General features: G+C 32.9%; 16 protein-coding genes and 1 pseudogene. 9 read left to right on the top strand and 8 right to left on the bottom strand.

Annotated features, from left to right (window positions below; genetic code table 11):
- Window positions 1-54: 54 nt before the first annotated feature.
- On the bottom strand, window positions 55-447 hold the full coding sequence (locus ATE90_RS10935) for a hypothetical protein (RefSeq protein ID WP_036784023.1): 393 nt from the start codon (window positions 445-447) through the stop codon (window positions 55-57).
- Between the two features lie 134 nt (window positions 448-581).
- Here ATE90_RS10935 and ATE90_RS10930 point away from each other — a divergent pair, with 134 nt between their 5' ends.
- From ATE90_RS10930 to ATE90_RS10920, 3 genes are all read left to right on the top strand, one after another.
- Complete coding sequence (locus tag ATE90_RS10930; protein WP_036784020.1) at window positions 582-929, top strand: carboxymuconolactone decarboxylase family protein; 348 nt, start codon at window positions 582-584, stop codon at window positions 927-929.
- A gap of 44 nt (window positions 930-973) precedes the next feature.
- Window positions 974-2,866, top strand: a complete 1,893-nt coding sequence (gene ftsH / locus ATE90_RS10925) for an ATP-dependent zinc metalloprotease FtsH (protein ID WP_235317687.1) — start codon at window positions 974-976, stop codon at window positions 2,864-2,866.
- A gap of 103 nt (window positions 2,867-2,969) precedes the next feature.
- Window positions 2,970-3,362, top strand: a complete 393-nt coding sequence (locus ATE90_RS10920) for a hypothetical protein (RefSeq protein ID WP_235317686.1) — start codon at window positions 2,970-2,972, stop codon at window positions 3,360-3,362.
- Between the two features lie 397 nt (window positions 3,363-3,759).
- Here ATE90_RS10920 and ATE90_RS10915 read toward each other — a convergent pair whose 3' ends face one another.
- Window positions 3,760-4,119, bottom strand: a complete 360-nt coding sequence (locus tag ATE90_RS10915; protein WP_101451395.1) for a hypothetical protein — start codon at window positions 4,117-4,119, stop codon at window positions 3,760-3,762.
- A gap of 201 nt (window positions 4,120-4,320) precedes the next feature.
- Window positions 4,321-5,118, bottom strand: coding sequence for an RNA polymerase sigma factor (locus tag ATE90_RS10910; RefSeq protein WP_052107497.1), 798 nt, complete (start codon window positions 5,116-5,118; stop codon window positions 4,321-4,323).
- A 171-nt stretch (window positions 5,119-5,289) separates the two neighbouring features.
- Between ATE90_RS10910 and ATE90_RS10905 the strand changes: the two genes are divergently transcribed.
- The 5 genes and pseudogenes from ATE90_RS10905 to ATE90_RS10885 all read left to right on the top strand — a co-directional run bounded on the left by ATE90_RS10905 (window position 5,290) and on the right by ATE90_RS10885 (window position 11,068).
- Window positions 5,290-5,943 carry a BON domain-containing protein gene (locus tag ATE90_RS10905; RefSeq protein ID WP_036788063.1) on the top strand — a complete coding sequence of 218 codons (654 nt, stop codon included), beginning with the start codon at window positions 5,290-5,292 and terminating at the stop codon, window positions 5,941-5,943.
- A 508-nt stretch (window positions 5,944-6,451) separates the two neighbouring features.
- Window positions 6,452-8,842: pseudogene (gene ppsA / locus ATE90_RS10900) on the top strand (phosphoenolpyruvate synthase).
- Window positions 8,843-8,960: 118 nt separating this feature from the next.
- Window positions 8,961-9,608, top strand: a complete 648-nt coding sequence (locus ATE90_RS10895; RefSeq protein WP_036784013.1) for a phosphoribosyltransferase — start codon at window positions 8,961-8,963, stop codon at window positions 9,606-9,608.
- A 2-nt stretch (window positions 9,609-9,610) separates the two neighbouring features.
- Window positions 9,611-10,060 (top strand): DUF2267 domain-containing protein, encoded by a 450-nt coding sequence (locus ATE90_RS10890; RefSeq protein ID WP_036784010.1) that lies wholly within the window; start codon window positions 9,611-9,613, stop codon window positions 10,058-10,060.
- 150 nt (window positions 10,061-10,210) lie between these two features.
- Complete coding sequence (locus ATE90_RS10885; RefSeq protein WP_101451394.1) at window positions 10,211-11,068, top strand: OmpA family protein; 858 nt, start codon at window positions 10,211-10,213, stop codon at window positions 11,066-11,068.
- A 2,080-nt stretch (window positions 11,069-13,148) separates the two neighbouring features.
- On the opposite strand, the gene ATE90_RS10880 is transcribed toward ATE90_RS10885, so the two are convergent.
- Together ATE90_RS10880 and ATE90_RS10875 are read right to left on the bottom strand one after the other, a co-directional pair.
- Entirely contained in the window at window positions 13,149-14,219 is a 1,071-nt protein-coding gene (locus tag ATE90_RS10880; RefSeq protein WP_101451537.1) for a response regulator, read from the bottom strand.
- 4 nt (window positions 14,220-14,223) lie between these two features.
- Entirely contained in the window at window positions 14,224-16,941 is a 2,718-nt protein-coding gene (locus ATE90_RS10875; protein WP_101451393.1) for a sensor histidine kinase, read from the bottom strand.
- Between the two features lie 495 nt (window positions 16,942-17,436).
- Here ATE90_RS10875 and ATE90_RS10870 point away from each other — a divergent pair, with 495 nt between their 5' ends.
- On the top strand, window positions 17,437-17,937 hold the full coding sequence (locus tag ATE90_RS10870; RefSeq protein ID WP_036784003.1) for a hypothetical protein: 501 nt from the start codon (window positions 17,437-17,439) through the stop codon (window positions 17,935-17,937).
- 135 nt (window positions 17,938-18,072) lie between these two features.
- On the opposite strand, the gene ATE90_RS10865 is transcribed toward ATE90_RS10870, so the two are convergent.
- The 3 genes from ATE90_RS10865 to ATE90_RS10855 all read right to left on the bottom strand — a co-directional run bounded on the left by ATE90_RS10865 (window position 18,073) and on the right by ATE90_RS10855 (window position 23,376).
- The gene (locus ATE90_RS10865) at window positions 18,073-20,733 is read right to left on the bottom strand and encodes a cation-translocating P-type ATPase (protein ID WP_254712317.1); all 2,661 of its coding nucleotides are present in this window, start codon (window positions 20,731-20,733) and stop codon (window positions 18,073-18,075) included.
- Window positions 20,734-20,842: 109 nt separating this feature from the next.
- The gene (locus ATE90_RS10860; protein ID WP_036783998.1) at window positions 20,843-21,277 is read right to left on the bottom strand and encodes an Hsp20/alpha crystallin family protein; all 435 of its coding nucleotides are present in this window, start codon (window positions 21,275-21,277) and stop codon (window positions 20,843-20,845) included.
- 254 nt (window positions 21,278-21,531) lie between these two features.
- Window positions 21,532-23,376 carry a cystathionine beta-synthase gene (locus ATE90_RS10855; protein ID WP_036783995.1) on the bottom strand — a complete coding sequence of 615 codons (1,845 nt, stop codon included), beginning with the start codon at window positions 23,374-23,376 and terminating at the stop codon, window positions 21,532-21,534.
- Window positions 23,377-23,434: the final 58 nt, after the last annotated feature.

The following is a 23,434-nucleotide window of genomic DNA, read 5'->3' as shown; positions in this document are numbered from 1 at the left end:
ATAGTAAGGTCATTTATATCACCATAAAATTGAGTAACCGAATCAAGTAGTAAACTAATTTCTCCTTCCCATTGTTTTAGGGGTTCTGCTCGCTCTAGGACTGCTAGGGTAGTTTTCTCTGTGGTATGTTTTTATTTTATCTTCTCTAAAACCTTTAACTCGCACAAATTTACTCCTCTTTAAATTAATACTTTGATATTTAGGAGGAAGCACGGTTACTCGTCTCCAAATATTATTCTCTAGGTACAGGTAATTTCTTGCAGATAGATCATAATAGATAACGTAGTTTGGAAAATAAACATAACGCACAGTTTCTATTCTACCGGGATAAAACCATACTGGTGGAGGTGATTGCGGTAATGGCGATATAATAATTGGACCACAGCTTTTTAAAAGTGGCGCACTCGTTATCAAAATTATTATTGATAAAAAAACATACTTTCTCATAATTTGTGATTTAGATTACAAAGAAACCGTGATAATAATAGAGTTGAAATGATCCAAGTCATTTTAAAGACCATGTATTTAGAATAATTTTGGAGTTATAACAAACGCTTTCTTTTACCAAACTATAAAGTATTATGAAAAACTACATCAAAAAATATGAAGATATTTTAACACGCATGGAGAAACTAGGAGGAAAAATACCAACAACCATGAGTGGTTTTGGCGCACTTCATAAGGCTAGCATGGCGAGCGGAGTAATATCCGCCAAAGCAAAAGAACTAATTGCCTTGGGTATCTCCATCGCTGCAAACTGTGAAGGTTGTATTGCTTTTCATGTGCACGATGCTTTGGAGAATGGTGCAACATCAGAAGAAATTTTAGAAACTATTGGAGTCGCTATTTGTATGGGAGGAGGTCCAGCACTCGTATATGGATGCGAGGCAATGGAGGCTCTTGAACAATTTAAGGCAGTTAATAATTAATGAATCAAGAAAAAAGAAAATTACCGAAGCATACCAAACGTCCAATGAGGATAAATCCTTACTGGTTGTATGTTTTTTTTCTTTTTTTAATCTTTTCTCCTTTTTTATTTGATTCACTTTTTAAAACACAAGAAATAAGTTGGCTCACTTTTGAAACAAAAATGTTGGTTTCACAGGATGTTGAAAAAATTGTTATTGTAAACAAAGAGTTTGCTGAAATTTACATAAAAGAAGATCGCCTTGTAGACGCCAAATATCAAGCCGCAAACAAAAATAAGTTGGCCACTGCATCGGGTCCTCATTATGCAATGCAGATTGGATCTTTAGAGAGCTTTGAGCATAAACTGGAAAAAGCACAGGAAGGTTTTTTGAAAAGCAATCGTATTGAAATATTATATATAAGTCGTACGAATCTTAGCAATATATTTTCTTGGATGTTTCCAGTCTTTTTGATTGTGCTATTCTGGATGTTCCTACTCAGAAGACAGGGTAAAGGTAGATTTGGTACTGGTACGATTATGAATTTCGGTAAATCTACAGCAAAACTAGCAAGTAAAGATGTAAGAAGCAAGGTAACCTTTGATGATGTTGCTGGTCTTGAAGAAGCCAAAATTGAAATCATGGAGATTGTTGATTTTTTAAAGAACCCCGAAACATACACTAAGCTAGGAGCTAAAATTCCTAAAGGGGTACTGCTTGTTGGGCCTCCTGGAACAGGTAAAACATTATTAGCAAAGGCGGTAGCAGGAGAAGCACAAGTGCCCTTCTTTTCATTATCGGGGTCTGAATTTGTTGAAATGTTTGTTGGTATTGGAGCATCAAGAGTGCGTGATCTATTCAAACAAGCCAAAGCGAAAGCACCCAGCATTATTTTTATTGATGAAATAGATGCTATTGGACGGGCAAGGGGAAAAGCAAATTCTTTTAGTAGCAACGATGAGCGAGAGAATACATTGAATCAGTTACTTACGGAACTAGATGGTTTTGGCACAAACACAGGAGTTATTGTACTCTCTGCAACCAATAGAGCTGATATATTAGATAAAGCGCTGTTGCGACCAGGTCGTTTTGATCGGCATATTTATTTAGAACTTCCAACAAAACAAGAACGAGAGGCTATTTTTAAAGTACACTCAAAGCCGGTGGTGAAAGGCAATGATGTAGATATTTCTCTTTTAGCTTCTTTAAGCCCTGGTTTTTCAGGAGCTGATATAGCTAACATGTGCAATGAAGCTGCGCTAATTGCAGCACGAAAAGCGGAGAAGAAAGTAAGTCAAGAAGATTTTATTGAGGCTAGAGACCGAATTGTGGGAGGTCTGGAACGTAAAGGCAAACTAATCTCACCAAAAGAAAAACAAATTGTGGCACATCATGAAGCAGGGCATGCTGTAGTGAGTTGGTATCTAGAGAATGTAGAATCTTTGGTTAAAGTTTCTATCATTCCAAGAGGAAAATCTTTAGGAGCTGCCTGGTATCTTCCAGAAGAAAATCAAATTATAACAAAAACTCAATTTACAGATCGAATCTGTGCCGCTTTAGGGGGTAGAGCTGCAGAAGAAGTCATTTTTAATGAAATATCATCTGGAGCTATCGACGATCTCGAAAAGGTAACAAAACAGGCCTATAGTATGGTGGCATATTACGGACTAAATAAAGAGATTGGCCCTTTAAGTTTTTATGATTCTACGGGGCAAAATGAACGATTTCTTGCAAAACCATATAGTGAATATTTAGGGAAACGTATCGATCAAGAGGTTATAAAACTGATAACTTCAGAATATGAGAGAGCAAAAGAGTTACTGACAAAGCATAGAGTTCAACTTGAAGAATTGGCGCAATTATTATTAACGAAAGAGGTAGCGCATAAGAAAGATTTAGAGCTTATTTTAGGAGAACGTGATGATATAAATAATATTAAAGTACTAGCTAAGACATAAAGCATTCAGATATCTAGAGGTTTCAAAGAAAGGTTTTTATGTTTTGTGCTTTTTCGCGAAACATTCATAAAAACAACAAATTATAAACTAAAATTAAAAAGTTATGGAAATACAAAAGGAAGTTTTATACAATAGTAACATGCATTTTGAGCATCAACAATGGAATAGAGAACTTGCATTTTGGCAAGATGAATTAAAATCCTTCAACAACAGGTTGAGCGAACTTGTAACGCGTTGGACCGATAAGTATGTACTGGCCCAATTAGAACATTATCAAAACGAGTTTGTCCTGCACGGCGGTGTCATAGAAGATTTGCTGGAAGCTATTGAAAAACATGAAATAAGTATTGCCAGCCAAACTAAAACGGGTATAGAAGTATTGAATAGTTCATTGGCTAAAAATCACATTGAGTTTAGAAACCGCCTAGACAGTCAAAGACATATATATGCAGAACTTAAAACAGAATTTTTTAGATTTTTGTCTAAGTATATGTAATAGAAACCATTTTCAATATTTATGAATTTATTGAGGGACTAAAGCTCTGTTTTTTTTACACTAAGAGCGATTTAGAGTTTTCTCTTACAATCATGCTAGCAGCAATTTGGAAGGTCGTAAAGCGTATTATTAGTTAACAATAAAAGAAGCGATAAGCTACTGAGATCGCTAGACAATAATGAGAAAATAAATTAATAATAAGTTTAAATATTTCTCATATTAGAAGAGACCTTTTGTTTTTTGGTGATTTCTTTAAATAGTCTAACGAAAGGCATAAGTTTTTTTGAGTAAAACGCATAAAAATGAGGATTGCATTGCGCTGATGATTTTTAAATGTAGTGCACTTGCATAAAAATATAACACTTATTCGTGCTATATCCATAATAGATTTTTTCAATTATGAATCTAAATGAAGAAACTGTTTTAAAACATCTACTTGAAAATCTCCTACAATAGATAGGTTTGGGTTCGCATTCATCAATACCAATCCGTATCCCAAATTGGAGAGCTTACAATCTTTAATTATTTCTTGTTTAATGCCACTATAAACTGGCATAAAATGCTTGTGCGCTTCAACACCTGAAGAATTCGCTACTTTAATGGCTGTTGCTACAGCATCTGTAATTTGGCTAGGAGATAATCCTTTGGTTAATAAATCACTAGCTAAGTATTTCATATGCAGACTGTAATAGAAGTCCATAAAATTATGAATCGCATCAGACTCATCATACTGCTTTGAATATATTAATAATTCCATAGTTTGCGTTTTAATAATTAACTCCTTTAACAATCGATGATCAATAGTGTTTTTCTTTAAAATATTTTTACCTAATCAAAAAAAACGTTGGCTCCCTATAGCGCTATGCTCTTTTAAATGTACTTTAATTTCAAAGTATAAAACGCTAGTCTAGCAATTCACAAAAACTGCATTTTTTGGATAGATATTGCCATAGGTATTTTATGATTCATCTATAAAAAGAGTTTCTGAATCGAAAGTATATCTATTAAATAGGCTGATTTTTAGTGATTTTCTAGCATCATTTAAAAGTTGCTGCGCTTTTACAATACTTATATTTCTTATTTCTGCAATTTCTGCTAGAGTAAGATGCTGTTTTGTAAAGAGCTCAAAAACATTTTGCATGGGCAATGGTAAATTATGAAGTACGATTTGAATGTGCTTGTCCACCTCTTCTTCGTGCAAGATTTCATCTATTTCTGCTTCAAGATAATCTTCAGTATTTTCAATAAATATATCTTTAAGTGTATATGCCTCTTTATAATAAGATATATCGTTTAGGTCTTCTTTCATGATAAGATCGCCATCATATTCAGCTGTAAATTTTTCTCGCATTTGATCCCATTCTTGTTTTGAATAGTCATCTATATTTTTTAGAAATAGATCATCAAATGTTTCTTCAGTAATAGCATCATCTAGTAATTCGTTGGTTTTTTTATAAATCCATACATAGAACTCATATTCATTAGAGAATTGTTCAATTTGATCATAGATTTCAATAAATAACTGATCTATAAAATCATCTACTTTGTATTTGTTCTTCGGAAAGTGCTCTTGTTGTATTGCAGTTCTCATTCTTTTGACAATATATTTCTCCATATCGGGAACTAATTCTAGCAGTAATTTATTGAATTTTATTTTATTTTCTTCCCTCTTTAATTTAAGTAGATTGGGAAGTGTTTGTTTTATAGAGCTGCGAAGTTGTTGACCTTTAGTATATGAGAAAGTCTGATTTGTCATGAGTCTAATTTTTAGCTGGATTACATGTATAAAGATGCAAATAGATTAGATAAAATAAAATGACCTGGGTCAGTAATTAAAAAATATGAAACTGACCTGTATCATTTTAAAACATAATAAAGTACGCTAGTTTTGTTTAGTTATTAATATTAATATTTAAAAATAAAAATGATGAAATCAGATTCAGAAATTAAAGAGGATGTTCTAGATGAACTAGTTTGGCAACCAAATATCGATGAAACTCAAATTGGAGTGATCGTAAAAAACGGAGTTGTGACCTTAAGTGGTGTGGTAGACAGTTACTCAAAAAAGCTTGCTGCAGAGAAGGCTGTTAAAAGTGTCTCCGGCGTAAGAGCAGTAGCGGAAGATATAGCGGTTAAATATGGAAACAGTTATAAAAAAACAGATGGGGAAATTGCGAGAGCAACGGCAGATGCTTTAAAATGGAATTCTTCTGTGCCAGAAAATGAAATTAAAGTGAAAGTTGAAAACGGTTGGGTGTACTTATCTGGAGAGGTGAAATGGGATTACCAAAAATCGGCAGCTAAGAGATCCGTTCAAGATTTATTGGGTGTGCACGGAGTGAGTAATACAATCGCCATAAAACAAGCCGTAAAACCATTTGAAATCAAAGAGAAAATTAAAAAAGCTTTTCAGCGTATGGCAGATGTTGATGCAAAAAATATTACTGTAGATGTTGAAGGGCATACTGTAAAGTTACGCGGTAAAGTGCATTCAATTTCAGAAAAAAATGAAGCAAGAAAAACTGCTTATTTCGCTCCTGGAGTATATGAAGTAGAGAATGAGTTGGAAGTAGTTTTATAATAAGTTAAAATTAATTTTATTACGAACATTGCTAGATGAGTCCTGATTTGCTTTTTGTAAATCAGGATTCATTTTTGTTAAGCAAAATCTAAAAGCACTGAATAAAAACATTAAGGTATAAATTTAGAATAGCTAATCGAGATAAAAAAAAACAAGATTTCATTGCGCTCAAATCCCAAAAATGGGGGTAATCTTCTATCTAAATAAAATTACAGCTTACATATTTGTTTACTTAAAGAATGAGACTTCATCCTGCAACACTTTTCTAAAGCAGAGTTATAAATGGGTTTTTGTCAAAAAAACAGCTTCCAAAATTTTCTGAATTGGATAAAAATGGAAGACTCTAGAAAGATTAAAGGTTGGCTATGTCACTTTTTTTGTAATTCAAAAGAAATTTTACTTTCTCCGCTTAAAATCAAATATATATCGAAAGTCAGCTGACTAAGGTCATTTGTGTTGGCATGTAAAACGGCTATATTCACTTCGTTAATCTTTAAAGCAATTCAGTATGGCAGCACATATTATAAAATATGAGGATATCGGCATAAATGACCTAGCTCTAGTAGGTGGAAAGAATGCGTCTTTAGGTGAAATGTATAATAATTTAACTTCAAAAGGGGTATTGGTGCCTAATGGTTTTGCTACAACCTCTGCAGCTTTTTGGGAGTTTTTACAAGAGAACAAAATTCAAACTCCATTAGAAGATGTATTGACCAAACTTGATAGAGCACAGTATTCTAATTTACAGACTATCGGTAAACAGGCACGTGATATTATTTTGGCAGGAGAATTGTCAAGTAGTTTTGTGTCAAAAATAACGAAAGCGTATAATGAGCTTTGTGCCGGAAAATTATGTGCAACAGCTGTGCGAAGTAGTGCAACAGCAGAAGACCTTCCTAATGCTAGTTTTGCAGGTCAGCACGATACGTTTTTAAATGTCAATGGAGAAAAACAGCTAATAGAAGCTATTAAAAAGTGTTTTGCATCCTTATTTACAAATCGGGCTATAAAGTATAGAGAAGACAAGGGTTTTTTACATTTAAATATTGCAATTTCTGTTGGAGTGCAGTTAATGGTTCGTTCAGATAAAGGGTGCTCGGGAGTAGGTTTTACGATAGAACCAGAGTCTGGTTTTGACAATGTAATTGTTTTATCTGGTGTCTGGGGACTGGGAGAAAACATTGTACAAGGAACTGTTAATCCAGACGAATTCTACGTTTTTAAACCAACGTTGAATCAAAATAAAAACCCAATTATTCAGAAGAAATTAGGGGATAAGAAATTAACCATGATCTATTCAGACGCTCCAGGTGATTTGGGAATCAAAAATATAACAACGCTTGAGCTAAAACAGCAGCAATAAGTGTTGTCAGATAAGGAAATTATCACATTGGCAAAATGGGCTAAAATCATAGAAGAACATTATAACAAACCCATGGATATTGAATGGGCAAAGGATGGAATATCTAATGAACTGTTCATTACACAAGCCAGGCCTGAAACGGTGCATTCTACAAGAAATAAAAGCATATATACGGCATATAAATTATTAGAGAATGGAGAAACCTTATGCCAAGGAAATGCGATAGGAACTAAAATTGGTACTGGCATTGCTCGATTGTTAAAATCGCCAAGAGATATCAAAAAATTAGACTCTAATACCATTATTGTCACAGATACCATAACACCAGATTGGGACCCTTTATTAAAACAGGTAAAAGGAATTATTACAAATAAAGGAGGAAGAACCAGTCACGCCGCAATTGTCTCAAGAGAACTTGGGGTGCCCGCTATTGTGGGGTGCGGAAATGCAACACAAGTTATAAAAGATCACTCAGAAATTTCAATATCCTGTGCACAAGGAAGAATAGGATACGTCTATCAAGGAAAATGCAAATTTGAAGCTGAAGAAATCGATTTTTCTACCATTAAATTGCCTGTAACTGAAGCAAAGATGATTCTTGCAGATCCGGAGAATGCATTTCAGTTATCTTTCTATCCAAATAATGGGGTTGGACTATTGCGTATGGAATTTATGATTACGCATATAGTAAAAGTACATCCAATGGCTTTGATAAATTTCAATAATTTAAACGATAATAAGGCTAAAAAGGAGATTGCTAAAATTACAAGGACATACAGAAATAAAGAGGATTATTTTATAGACAAGCTTTCACAAGGTATCGCCACCATTGCTGCTGCTTTCTATCCGAAGGAGGTCATCTTGCGATTAAGTGATTTTAAAACCAACGAATATGCAAATCTTATTGGTGGCGTTCAGTTTGAACCAAAAGAGGAAAACCCAATGCTCGGTTTTAGGGGAGCATCTAGATATTATAGTCCTTTGTATAAAGAAGGGTTTGCTTTGGAATGTAAAGCCATAAAACGAGCACGAGAAGAAATGGGATTTACCAATATTAAAGTAATGGTGCCTTTTTGTAGAACCCTTGAAGAAGGTGAAAAAGTGATTGCTATTATGGAAAAAAATGGATTAAATCGTGGAGAGAATGGGCTGGAAATCTATGTAATGGTGGAGATCCCTAGTAATGTTTTATTAGCTGAAAAATTTGCAGAATTATTTGATGGTTTTTCAATTGGTTCTAATGACTTAACCCAACTCACATTGGGTGTTGATCGAGATTCAGAACTAATGGGAGCTTTATTTAATGAAAACAATGAAGCCGTAAAACAGTTGATTGAAAGAGCTATAAAATCGGCTAGAAAAACGAACACTAAAATTGGTTTGTGTGGACAAGCACCAAGTGACTTTCTAGAGTTTTCGACCTTTCTTATAAAGGCAGGTATTGATAGTATTTCCTTTAATTCGGATGCAATTATAAAAGGGATAGCAAATATGAATACATCAGAAAAGGAAATTAATTTGGTTGAAACCATTTGATAATTAAACAAAACAAAAAAGGGGTTTGATGACCCACATCATTTGAATTTAATAGAACTATACGTTTCTTTAACATGAATTTATTTCTCATTTTAAATGAGATTCAAGATTATAAATTATGTTTAAGGATAGAAAAGATGCAGGAATACAATTAGCTAAAAAATTAATTGGCTACAAAAACAAGAATGTTGTTGTCTTGGCTATCCCAAGAGGAGGACTTCCTTTAGGAGCAATAGTTGCAGAAGCGCTTAACGCTCCTTTAGATATTGTTTTAACAAAGAAAATTGGTCATCCACTTAATAAAGAGTTTGCCATTGGGGCGGTAAGTCTTCAGGGTAAATATGTAGCAGACTCGGCGGAAGCAACACATAGTTATATAGAAGAAGAAACACGACGTATTCGTAAAATATTACGACAACGACAGGATCAATATTATAAAAATTTTGCCCCTAAGATTCTTAAAGATAAAATTGTTATTGTTGTTGATGATGGGGTTGCGACTGGAAGTACAATACTGGCAACGGTATCATTAATAAAGGAAGAAGAACCTTCAAAGATTGTGGTGGCGTTTCCCGTTGGGTCATCTTCGGCTATTAATAGACTTTATAATTCACCTTTTATAGATGAGGTTGTTTGCATAGAAGTTCCCAAACATTTTAATGCAGTGGGTCAGTTTTACAGGAATTTTAATCCAGTATTAGATAAAAAAGCAATGCAAATCCTTAAAGAATCAAACAAACATTTTATAGTATCTAAATATGAATAATTATGGCACTTAATTTTAATCAATATGCAGCAGAAGGAAATACTTTTCTTAAACAATATGCTAAAGAGCTTGGTCTTTCAGAGAACCCAGAAAGAGCAGGTCGTGTGTTGATGTCTATTTTACATGGTTTACGTTATATTATTTCTACCGAAGAGTCATTGCAGTTTATTGCGCAACTTCCTATGTTTTTAAAGGCTGTTTATGTGAACGGGTGGTCTAGTAAAATGAAGAAAGAAAAGGTGAAAAACATCGAGGGTTTTATTGACCTCATCAGATCGTTCAATGGTAAAACCGCTATGTCTGATTTTGAATTAGACGAAATTGCTGAAGATTATATTGATAAGACGTTTTTAATGTTAAAGCGATATGTTTCACCAGGAGAGATAGAGGATATTAGAGGAGAAGTGCCTAAGGCATTAAAAAGAATTATTTTTAATCATATTTTCATATAGCGCTATGTTCTTATGGAATAATATAATAGTTCAGTATTAAAAATGAATTATCCTTTTGCTTTAGCAATGTTACTGTTAATGTTTGAAATTGAATATTTTAAGTCACAACTGTTTAAAACAATATATTATAAATAATTAAAGTTAAAAAAGATGAAAACCATAACCTTAATAAGCGTGACAATGCTGTTTTTATTGACCGCTTGTGTGAGTCAAAAAAAATACTCAGAACTTCAAAACAGCGCAGAACTTTGCGAAACTAATCTCAAAAATATTTCTAATGAACGTCTAATATTAGAAAATAATTTAGCAAATGAAAAGAGTAAATCCAAAGCGCTCGAGCAGCAAATAAAGTATTTTAAAAGTACAAATACAAATCTTTTAGACAGGCTTTCAGACCTTTCGGTAGTAAGTAAGTCGGGAGCCGAGAGTATTAAAAAATCTTTAGAAGCTTTGGGTGCACAGAACTCCTATATAAAAGATTTAACGAGCTCTATGCAAAGAAAGGATTCACTTAATCTGACTTTGGTAATGAATTTGAAACGATCTTTAGACTATTTCGATGACGAGGATATAAATATTGAGATAAAAAAGGGAGTTGTTTATGTTTCTATTTCGGATAAAATGCTTTTTAGATCGGGAAGTTTTAGTATAAACGATTCAGCAAAAGAGGTTATTGGAAAAATAGCAAGTATTGTGAATGATCATAATGAGTTAGATATTTTGATTGAGGGCCACACAGATACAGTTCCTATTAAAACATTCTGTATCGAAGATAATTGGGATTTAAGTACTAAAAGAGCAACGGCTATTGTACGCTTAATGCAAACCGATTTTAATGTACAACCCGAACGAATGAGTGCTGGTGGACGCTCAGAATACGTGCCAAAAGCAACAAATGAAACTTCTGAAGGTAGAGCAGCTAATCGTAGAACGGAGATTATCATCCTTCCTAAATTAGATCAGTTTTTTAATTTGTTAACGCCTCCAGCAGCGACATCTGTAGATTAAGTTTTTTATAAAAATTCTTTTAGGAATCGATGTTGTGTTAACAGCAATAAGGTTTTAAAAGTAAATGAGTCGAATAATACAATGGCTTACTATGTTTTTCAAGACTTTGAAAATAGGAAAGAAAGAGGATAACAATCCTTTGTACAGGGAAAAATATTGGAGTTCAAAAAGGTGATTTCAGACTTTTTTTTTAGAGATAATTTAAGAAAGATACTCAAACTGACCTAGGTCATTTTTCACCTTTAAAAGTTGCTTTACATTAGCAGTATATTTAAAGTAATAAGTTCTTTGGTAATATTAAAATATAGATTTTAGGGATAGCAGTATCCTCAAAATCTTGGAGTTATCCAAAAGTGTTTTAAGTCTTGTGTTGCAGAGTTTTCTAGCATTAGTTACTCAAGATTGCAAGTAGCCTTAAACTACATTTGATATCTTCAAGGGAATCGAGATATTTCGGTGTCTCGATTTCCTTATAAAGAATTGACTTTTGTCTTCCGAAAGGTAAGCAAAGTCATTATGACGCGATTGACATTGCATTAGGACGACCATATGTTGTTTTAGAGTTTTAGAAATAAAACTTTTTAATGTGTTGAACAGGATTAAGTAATACTAGTTGCATCATAAGAAACTGGAAGCTTCGGCTTCCAGTTTCATTTTTTTATAATATATAATCATTTTTTTAATCTAAATATTAGGAAACTGATATAAGTCATTTTTCATCTTTAGAAGTTGCTTTACATTAGCAGTATAATTAAAGTAATAAGTTCTTTGGTAATATTAAAATATAGATTTTAGGGATAGCAGTATCCTCAAAATCTTGGAGTTATCCAAACGTGTTTTAAGTCTAGCGTTGCAGAGTTTTCTTGTATTAGTTACTCAAGATTGCAAGTAGCCTTAAACTACATTTGATATCTTCAAGGGAATCGAGATATTTCGGTGTCTCGATTTCCTTATAAAGAATTGACTTTTGTCTTCCGAAAGGTAAGCAAAGTCATTATGACGCGATTGACATTGCATTAGGACGACCATATGTTGTTTTAGAGTTTTAGAAATAAAACTTTTTAATGCGTTGAACAGGATTAAGTAATACTAGTTGCATCATAAGAAACTGGAAGCCGAAGCTTCCAGTTTCATTTTTTTATAATATATAATCATTTTTTTAATCTAAATATTAGGAAACTGATATAAGTCATTTTTCATCTTTAGAAGTTGCTTTACATTAGCAGTATAATTAAAGTAATAAGTTCTTTGGTAATATTAAAATATAGATTTTAGGGATAGCAGTATCCTCAAAATCTTGGAGTTATCCAAACGTGTTTTAAGTCTAGCGTTGCAGAGTTTTCTTGTATTAGTTACTCAAGATTGCAAGTAGCCTTAAACTACATTTGATATCTTCAAGGGAATCGAGATATTTCGGTGTCTCGATTTCCTTATAAAGAATTGACTTTTGTCTTCCGAAAGGTAAGCAAAGTCATTATGACGCGATTGACATTGCATTAGGACGACCATATGTTGTTTTAGAGTTTTAGAAATAAAACTTTTTAATGTGTTGAACAGGATTAAGTAATACTAGTTGCATCATAAGAAACTGGAAGCTTCGGCTTCCAGTTTCATTTTTATAATTAAGTGCTAAAGATAAAATAGAAATAATTTCAAGAATTTATCAATTGGGGGATTGATTTGATTTGGGTCTTGTATAAATAAACTAATTTTTATACTGATCCAGAAACTGGAAAAACATGTTTTTTCCAGTTTTTTTTATGTGTTTAAGTTACCGTTTTTTTGAAATAAGTAAGGAGGCCATTCAGCTCGTTAATCATTAGATTGTAATTAGTAAAAAGTGTTTATTTTGATGATATTTAATTTATAAACGGCCAGTATTTCCTTAATAGGAAAACTTTTATTGATGGTTATAAATCATAATTATTTTCAAATTACTTCCGTTCAGTATTCGCTCAAAACGAACACTTTTTGGTTAACGACCATCTCGTCTATTTTGGCAACCAAGTATAGTGCTATTTTCAATGTATAGATCCTCTAGTAGTTGGCTGCGACCCGCTAAGTTCTATCTTGTAGTTTTTTACCCAAATTGAGCAATCTCGTCTATGTTTTTTTTGTCTATAATTATGATCTCTCTGTGTGGACCAATAATCACTAATCCTTCATCTTTAAAATCTGTAAGCATTCTAATAGCGGTCTCGTTGGCAGTGCCAATAAGACCCGCTAAATCTTCTCTTGAAATATGGATTCCTTTAGTTTCGGGACTAGTATGTGGCTCATTAGAATGCAACTGTAATAGTACTTTTGCTAATCGTTGTTTCACTGAAGCAAAAGCCATACTTACCAATTTTTCTTGAAGTTCAATAAGATCGTTGGATATCATAGTAATAAATTTATTCGAAATTAACTTGTCACCATATAATAACGTTGTAAAATCTGTCTTAGGAATTTCAATGATCTCTGCATCTTCTATAACTGATGCAGTATCTCTATAGATACCTTTATCAGCAATCAATGATAATTGACCAATAAATTGATCAGGTCCACTTATACCTGTAACCAGGCATTTACCTGATTCCGTGGTTTTATAGGTTTTTATAGCGCCACTTTGCACAAAATAAAGTTTATGGGCTGGGTAACCTTCCATAAAAATAAAGTCTTTTCGTTTATATAATCTTACATTACGGTCCTTGGAAAGCTCCTTCATTCCCTGGTAAGATGATACTTCATCAAAAAATTGATTGACCCCTTTAAGATCTTTTGAGAATTCTTTTTTTAAAAGCTGATGTTTTTTAAGTCTAGTAGCAATAGCATCTAACAATTCGTTTTCTTCAAAGGGTTTGGTAAGGTAATCATCAGCACCTAGGTTCATTCCTTTTCTAACATCTATTTTTTCAGTCTTCGCGGTAAGAAATATAAAAGGAGTACTTGCTGTTTGTTGGTTTTTATGTAAGTTTTCTAAGACGTCATATCCGTTAAGTTCTGGCATCATAATATCACAGATAATAATATCGGGTTTTTCTAGCTTAGCTATTTGGACTCCTTTTTTTCCATTTTCAGCGGTGCAAACTTTGTAGTTTGCCAACTCTAAAATATCTGCAGTATTCTCTCGAACATCTAAGTTGTCTTCTATGATTAGTATCTTTTTCATTAGTTTATTTTTCATTAGGTTTTGGCCACTTCACTTTAAAAGTACTGCCGTTGTTCATCTGGCTCTTAAAATCAATAGTGCCATTCATAAGTTCTACATATTGCTTTACGATATTAAGACCAATCCCCGTACCTTCAATATTGTATGTGTTTCTAGCTCTAAAAAAACGTTCGAATAATTGTTTTTGTTCCTCCTTTGGAATGCCAATACCTTGATCTTTTATTTCTATAGAAACATGCGTGCTATTTTCTTTAATTTTAAAATTAATCTGACTATTTTCTGGGGAATATTTAATTGAATTAGACAATAAATTTAGCAGGATATGGCGAACTAGTTTTGGGTCAAGTTTAATGAATACTTTACTTTCTAGGGATGAAAAAATAATATTTTGACCTACTTTTGTTGTAATTTTTATTTCTTCAATTAGTTTTTTAGAAAAGTCAATTAAATCAAATAATTCTCCATGGACTGTAATATTTCCTTCTTCCAATTTACTAAGTGATAAGAAGTCATTTAAAATAACTACCAGGTTTTTTACATTTTTCTTGATTTTTCCAACATATTTTTCGCGTTTTTCTTCCTTGCCAGGTTCGTTTTGTTTATCAATAAGAATTGCAGAGGTATTTATAGCACTTAGTGGAGTTCTAAATTCGTGCGACGCCATGGAAATGAAACGTGATTTCAGCTCATTAAGTTGTTGTTCTTTCTTTAAGGCATTTTGGACTTTAAGTTCAATTTTCTTTTGAAAAGTAATATCATTGTATACAAATAACGCGCTTGAAATAGTATCATTTTCATCCAATAAAGGCTTTGTATTCACAGAGAAATGTTTTTTTTTGTATTTTATTTCGAAGCGAAGGTGTTTACCATTTATGGTCTCTCTGATTTGGACTTTAATCTTTTTCTTTTGTTTTTCGGAAACGATACTAACGTCATCGACAAACATACCTTCAGAAATGAATTTATTTAATTTTAATTGAGATATAGCTTCCCCTTCTTTCAGTAGTATTTCCGAGTTTATACTGAATACGATAATAAATCCATTAGGAAAGTTCTTGGCAATAGCTGTAGATAAGGATTTACTAACAAGTGCAATTTTTTCAGCTACTTGTGTTTCTTGTATCTGATCTTTTAGGTTTAAATTTGAAGTAACAATTTGTTCTTTGGCAACCTTTATCTCTTTTGAACTCTTTTGTACTTTTTTCTCTAATATTTCGGAGTAAATTTTTAGTTTTCGCTTACTCTCTTCCAGTTCTTTTTCATTTTTTTTTTCTACGGTAACATCTCTTATTATGGTAAGCAATTTTTTTGCATTCATGGGCACTATGCGCGCCTCATAAAAGATTGTCCTCTCAAGCTCTTCAATTGTGTATTCAACCATTTCTACTTGCTTCTTTTTTAGAACGCGCAATTGCGCTTGATGAAAGAGTTTATGCACCTTTGCTGGGAGAATTTCTTTCATGTTATTTCCAATAACTTTATTTTTAGAAGTTAATAGCTTTGTAGGATCTGGTGCGTGGAAATCTAAAAATGTTCCCTCATTATCCTGAACAAATATCATATCTGGAATAGCACGGAGTAAGGCAGCATTCTTATCAATTTGTTCTTTTAATTTTTTTTGATTGTAAGTTTGCTCCGTAATATCTATTCCGGAACTAACAATACTTATAATATTTTTGTTAGCATCCCTTAAAATTCCGTTTCGCCATTGAATGAGCCTTTCTTCATTTTCAACCAAGATTATATTTTCATAGGTGTCTGGAGGCACAGTTTCGCCCTTTATTACTTGGTCAAATAATGTTGATAATTGCTTTCTGTTGTGTTTTGGTATAAAACTATTAAACCAGTCTTTACCAATGATTTCTGAATCTAAAACTTTTAACACTTCACGCGCTTTCCGATTAGCAAATTCAATTTTATGATTTGCATTGATAACTAAAAAAATTGAAGATGCAGTATCCATATAATTAAAGAGTAAATTTTTCTCCTTTTTTATAGTAATCTCAGCTTTCTTAATTTCGGTAATATCTTTTACTGTTCCAGAAATTTGTATGGGTTTACTTGCACTATCAAATTCCATTTTGCCTTTCGCTCTTATGAATCTTATGGTGCCATCTGGCCTTAAAATTCTGTTTTCATAGAGGTAAGGTGTTTTATTTTCAATAGCATAGTTCATAGTTTTTCTGGCGAGTTCCCTATCATCTGGGTGAAGAAATAATACTGCTGTTCGAGCGTTTAGGTTATTATCTCCAGGAGATAGTCCGCAAATTTTGTATAACTCATCAGACCAGTGTTGCTCATCTGTATCAAAAATCCAGTGCCAAGTGCCTATATTACCATCACTTTCTATATTCAATAAATTGTTTCGGTTTATTTTATGAGTCGATTGAAATATCAAATTATCTGCAATGTTTGTAATATAAAAAGCAGCTTCAGCAATATCATTATCATGTATAGTTTGCACCCGAAGGTCAACTAAAGCTTTTAAGCCATTTTTTTTATGAATCCAAATACCCTTATAATTTCCTTCTTTATAATTTATAGCAGGAAATAAAGCATCTAATTTTAGGCCAATTAATGCTGCTTTTTCAAAAGCGAAAAAATCGCAAGCCACTTTATTTACTTGTATAATAGTTTTGTATTTATCGATTACAAGTATCGCTTGAGAGGAAGCGTCAAAAATTTGTTGAAGTAGTGCTGTATGTTTTTGATGTTTGTTCATACTTGTATTTAGCTTTCAATGCAATTAGTAGTATTAAATAGAAAGAAAAACGAATATGATTTAACTTCATAGATATACATTTCCAAAAATACAAAGGTGAGCTAGCTTTAAAAATGATATTTCTCATAAAAGCTTCGGTTAAAAACAAATGATTTGACTCATGCAAAGGAGTCTTAAAATTCAACAAATATCAAATAGAGATGATGTAGTTCTTATATTTTTTATTTCACTAGAAATACAATTGATTTTTAATTGCGCTCCACTAGAAAAGGGGTTAGTGCATTTGGTAACATAGTTGGTTTATCAGCATGAATTTGCTAGATAAGACAAACGAATAAATTCTATTATTGAAGAAATTAGCGAGAAATTTAATTGCAATTTGTAAGCTAGTAATCCAAGGCTATTATGATTGAATTAAGTAAGATGATACAGATCATTTTATATGTTTCAGCTGCTTGTTAATTTTGAGTATTATTAATTCTTAACAATCATATTATGAAAAATTTATTCCTTATTTTATTCCTTTTTGGATTAACAGTACCCATATTTTCTCAAATAATCGAACTAGACGAAGTCATTATTCATCCTGTTAAATACAAATATCTTTTTGCAGTTGTAGACGAAGATTCTGATTCCAATGTAAAGAAACTAGAAGTTGAAGTTTCAAATTTTGATGTTACAAAGCAAGAGTATTACAGCGATGAATATGATGGCTATAATGTGTCTTTTTACATCCCTGAAGGTTATGCGGTAGCTGTCTATGACAAAGACGGAAATATACTTAAAACCATTGAGCGTTATAAAAATGTAAAATTACCTATTTCAGTGAGTAGAGCTTTAGTAAAAAGATTTCCTCGATGGAAAGTAGAAAAAGATATTTATACGGTAAATTTTAACCAAAAGAAATGGGATGCCAAGAAAATATATAAATTAAAATTAACGAATGGTGAAAAGACAATTAGAGTAAAATCAGATGAAAAAGGTAATTTCTTGTAGCAGTTTAATAATTTATACAAAACGATTATAGAAGGCTGTTTAAAAACAATATTTAATAAATTAAGGGTTTTAAGGTGTTGACTTTAAAACCCTTAATTTCTATTTTTAAGAGAAGTTAATTAGCTAAGTAAAACGTTAAAAAGTACCACCATTTCTTTTAATTATTTGTGCTAAAGCTAACGATCCAAATGCAAAGACCAATACCCATCCCAATTGATCCCAAGATAAACTAGTAAGGAAAAGAGCCTCGGCAATCGCCGGAATGCGATATGCACCTGCGGTAATAACTAATGATATTGCAATAGAACCCCATACCCAAGGGTTTTTAATAACTTCATTATTAAAGAAGGCTACTTTGTTTTTAGCCATGTTTAATACATTAAACAATTGAGCCAGTACCAAGGTGTAAAAGGCCATATTGTTTATTTTAATGGGTGATAATTGTAATGTAAAATGCGCATAGGCTGTAATTCCTACTACAGCCGCGGTAATACATAATCCGTAAACAATAGTGGAAGACCAAAGCTGAGGTGTCATAATAGGCTCATTAGGTTTTCTAGGCGCACGTTTCATAATATCAACTTCTCCTTTGCCCATGCCCAATGCTAATGCAGGAAATATATCTGTAACAAGATTCAAAAATAAAATTTGTAATGGCAGTAAAGGTGCTGGTAAAGCAAGTAATGCCGCAATACCCACGGACACTACCTCTGCAAGATTACAAGATAATAGGTAAACTACAAATTGACGAATATGATCAAAAATGGCGCGCCCTTGCTTTATGGCTAATTCCATAGCGGTGAACTTATCATTTTTTAAAATGATATCTGCGGCTTCTCTGGCAGCTTGTGTTCCTCTAATACCCATGGCAATGCCAATATCTGCTTTTCGTAACGCAGGTATATCATTTATACCATCTCCAAACATACTTACCGTATTCGCGTTTTCCTGATAAAATTGTACTAATTTCAATTTTTGTTCTGGTGATACTCTGGCAAAAACAGCAGCATTTAATACTTTTTCTTTCATATTAGCATCAAGTCCTTCTTCAAATTTTAAGTCTCGTCCGTGAATAACCCCGTTAGTTTCTAAGTGATTAGTAAATAAACCTACATCTTCAGCTATTTTTCTTGCGGTACCAGCATGATCTCCAGTCATCATAACAACCTTAATTCCGGCATTCTTATAAACTTGTATTGTAGCCTTTATATCATCTCTAGCGGCATCTAAAAACCCAATAATTCCTACAAAGGTGAGTTTAGATGACAACGCTTCTTTTTTTGGTTTTACGGCAAGGTCTTTATATGCAAACGCCAAAACCCTTAGACCCTGCGAGGCTAATTTATCAACACGATGAAACCAAGCCTCTTTATTTTCAAATTTCTTTTGTTCATTTCCAAGCAAGATTTTATCACAATACGGTAGTATGCTTTCAAAGGCTCCTTTAACAAAGACATTAAAACGTTTGTTGCCATTTTTATTCAGCGTAACCATGAATTTTCTTTGGGCATCAAAAGGAATCTCCATGGCCTCAGGATACTTTTCTTTAATGGATTTTATATCAAATTTTAATTTTTCAGCAAACTGAATTAGGGCTACTTCAACACTATCTCCTCGCATTTGCTCTGAATCTACGTGTACATTGTTACATAAAATACTTACCATCATCATTTTATTGAATGCATATTGATCTCGTAAATTATCAAAGTATAGATTGTTTTTGTTGTGAACAGCCGATATGGTTTCATCTTCAAAGGCTAGTGTATGCACTTGCATTTTATCTTCGGTGAGCGTTCCTGTTTTGTCTGTACAAATAATATTTGTTGCACCCAGCGTTTCAACAGCCTCCATCTTTTTAATAATTACTTGTCTTTTTGATAATTTTAGCATCCCTCTAGCTAAGGCAATTGTTGCAACTATTGGCAGGCCTTCTGGTATCGCCGCAACGGCCAACGCTATAGCTGTTTTAAGAATGATAAGCAGCGCTATACCTCTAAGGTATCCTGTAAGAATGATAAGAATTGCAAAGATTAATGTAAGCCAAATTAGCCATTTGCTTAAGGCGTTTAATTTTTTTTCTAAAGGTGTGCGTTGCTCATCAATGTCAAGCCCCATTTTTTGAATTTTACCGAGCTGCGTTTCAAATCCAGTATGTACAACAATTGCTTTGGCACTGCCTTGAACCATTGATGTTCCTTTAAAGAGCATATTAGTTCTTTCGGGTAGTATGGTGTTTTTGGGTAAGCGCTTTATTTCTTTTTGAATAGCATTGCTTTCTCCTGTTAGGGATGCTTCTTTTATTAATAAATTATCGCTGGTGATTAATCGAGCATCTGCTGTGATAACATCACCTTTTTCTATTAAAATGATATCTCCCGGGACTAGGAATGTAGATTTTATGGTTTTTATTTTTCCATCGCGCAGCACATTACAATCTGTGGAAGCCATTTTTTGAAGTGCTTCTAGAGAGCGTATTCCTTTTAACTCCATTACAAAACCTATGATAATGGTAGTGAAGATAACCGCGAGTATCGCAATACACTCTGGCCAATCGTCTGTAAATAAAAAAGTAAAAAGAGCAGCAAGTGATAAAATTAAAATAATTGGATCAATAAATTGATCAAGTAGAATGTGCCAAGTTGGTTTTTTATTCGAGACAGTAATATCATTTTTTCCAAATTCATTTATAAGAAACCCCGCATTCTCTTGTGTTAAACCTTTGTCAATAGAACTTTTTAGCCTTTTTACCAGGGTTTTTAGGTCTAAAGCAAAAGGATGTGCAATTATTTCTGGCATCGTAGTTTGTTTAAAGATGTGAAAATAAACAACCCTCTTACCCTATCTTTTGAATTTGAAAATAAGGGTAAGAGGGCTGTTATGGTTGAAATACTGCGGAAGCTTGCCGCTACATAACTTCAATTAATTTTGGTTCTTGAGCTTTGGCTTCTTCTTTTTTAGCAAGTTTGAAGCTAAGGATACCATCTTTATACCTTGCTTTTATACCTTCATCTATTACAGAATCTGGCAATTGCAATCTTTTTTCAAAAGAATTATAGCTAAACTCTTTACGAGTATAGTTTTCTTCTTTTTCTTCTTTTGAATCTGATTTTTCTGCTGAAATATTTAAGCAGTCATCATCAATAGTAACTTCAAAGTCTTTCTTTGCGAAGCCTGGCGCTGCCAGTTCAACTTCAAAGGCTTCATCCGTTTCCTTAACATTCAAAGCGGGCTCATCCATTTTCTTTTTCCATAAACGGTTTTCAAAAAAATCGTCAGTATCAAAAAAGTCTGATGTAATTAAATTCCCCCAAGGTTTTCTTTTAAATTTTACGAGTGACATAGTTTTGTGGTATTAAGTTAAACAATATTTGCAAGGCTAAAGTAGTAAGAAGGTGCTTACATTAAAATGACCTATGTCAGTGTAAAATTTTAATTTCGAATAAAGTATACCTCTATTTGAAAGTGTTTATTCCAATACATAAAAACCAACACAACTTTAAAAAGGTTGCGTTGGTTTTAAGGCGTGTATTGGCGCGAATATATTTGCTAGATAGTATAAATAAGTTTCGTGTTTTTATTAATAGCTCTTTAAAATTAAATGTTTGCCACAAAATCTAAAAAGACTTTTTTATGGAGTTCAAGATTTATTTTGGGAGATAGAGATGCACGGACAATATAATCTTTGTCGCCTTCTTTGGTGGTGCCTTGCGTAGAGGTAGCAGGTATGGTCCAATAACACCCTTTTAACTGTCCATAACTCACACAGAACTTACTTTCGTTGGGTATTTCTGTAATCATTAAATTGATTAAAGTAAGATTTAATGCTCTTTTGTAGACTTCTCTTTCTTCATCTGTAGTTCCTTTAGTAGGCAGATCTAATGAAAATACAGATGGGGTAAAGCCCTCTGCAGCTAACTCTTCAGACACAAAATTTATTTTTGCAGTTGGCAAATTATCCTTAATAAAGTTTACAAAGTCTCGTGTATTTATATAGGCATCTTTTATGCGTTGGTTCATAGAAGGCAATTGTTTTGCCAGGATTTTATATTGTAGTTCGGTAGCCTCGTTGTCACAAAGTGTTAGATGGTTGGCTATTTTATTCATCATAGATCCTGTTTTTTTATTTCCCACACAATAGCCAGCAGTGCACTGCCCGCCACTTGGAAATTTAGACCCACTAGCATACGAAATAGCACTAACGGTTGAGAGTAGTTCACCTTCACCTAAAAAGTGAACATTCGGACAAAATGTTTGATCTAAAATAAAAACAGGATCCATTGCAATTTTACCAGTTTTAGTTGTTCGTTCTTTACCTAAAACTTCTTTTAATTGTATCAGGTTTGGTACCTCAACTCTTGGGTTTGTAGGAATTTCTGCAATAATATAAGGAACAGCATCTTCGATAGCAATTTTAGCCAAAATGGTATCAATACTTTGCACCATATCATTGTCGCCATCAACTGGTAAATCTACCACTTCAACATTCTCAATACAAGCAGCAACGCGTCTTGCCTGGTCATTTGTACCTCCATAACAATTTGGCGGAACAATAAATTTAATAGCCTTTCCGGGATGATTTTCTTGGGCATCATCAATAAGCCCCATCATAATAGCATATTGTATGGAGAGGCCACTAGAACCCACTAATGGTTTTGTATCAGCACCAGTAATGCTTGTAATTGTATCTAAAACAATTTTTTTGTTGGTCTCTAGATCGTTTGTTGGAATATTAAGAGGAGATTTGTTAACTAAAGACTGCAATGCAGTAAGAGAATTGGCTGGCGTCATGGCAATCGTTTCTCTTCTTCTTACATGCTGAATTTCTGAAATATAACGTTCATTTTGTTCACCGTTTACTAGTAAAACACTTCCAAGGTGCTCATATATGTTGATAAAAAAGTCAATATTTGAGTTGAGGTCATTCGCATTAATTGTAGTTTCTTGTGAAACAAAAATGGTGCTGCCATTAAACTCAGAAATATCTGCGACTTTTTTAATATGTTTTAGTTCAAATTGATACCCATAAATATTCCTTAATAATTCAGCATCAAAAAAAGTTGGTAATTCACCTGTATAGACAATTTGGGTATTTTTATGATCTAATAAGTTTTTTCTTAGAATGGCTAGAATAGGAATTGTCTTTGAAGAAAAACTAATTACATTTTCTGGTTTTATATTATTTAAGTGAGCAATTGCCCACTCGAGTATACAAGATAATGGATGTCCTAATCGAATATAGTCATAAGCAGTTTGCAATTCATGGAGCGCAGTGACATCAGAATTATTGGTGTTACATAAGGTTTCAAACTGTTCTAAGAATTCAGTTTTAGCCAAATTTTCATCATAAATATCTAGTCGATGTGTTGTTAGATTCAGCCAATCAGTTGGCATATTTTCTAATACATCTTTAACATAATTGAGCATCTTAGTATCTTCCATAATTTTCACCTTTAGATAGGCCAGCAAGATACATCAAATAGATTTTTTTAAAGTGTTA

The organism is Polaribacter sp. Hel1_33_96 (assembly GCF_002846595.1).
In the GTDB taxonomy this organism is placed as follows: Bacteria; Bacteroidota; Bacteroidia; order Flavobacteriales; family Flavobacteriaceae; genus Polaribacter.
The sequence above is the reverse complement of the archived record's forward strand: the minus strand, read 5'-3'. Positions and strand labels throughout refer to the sequence as shown.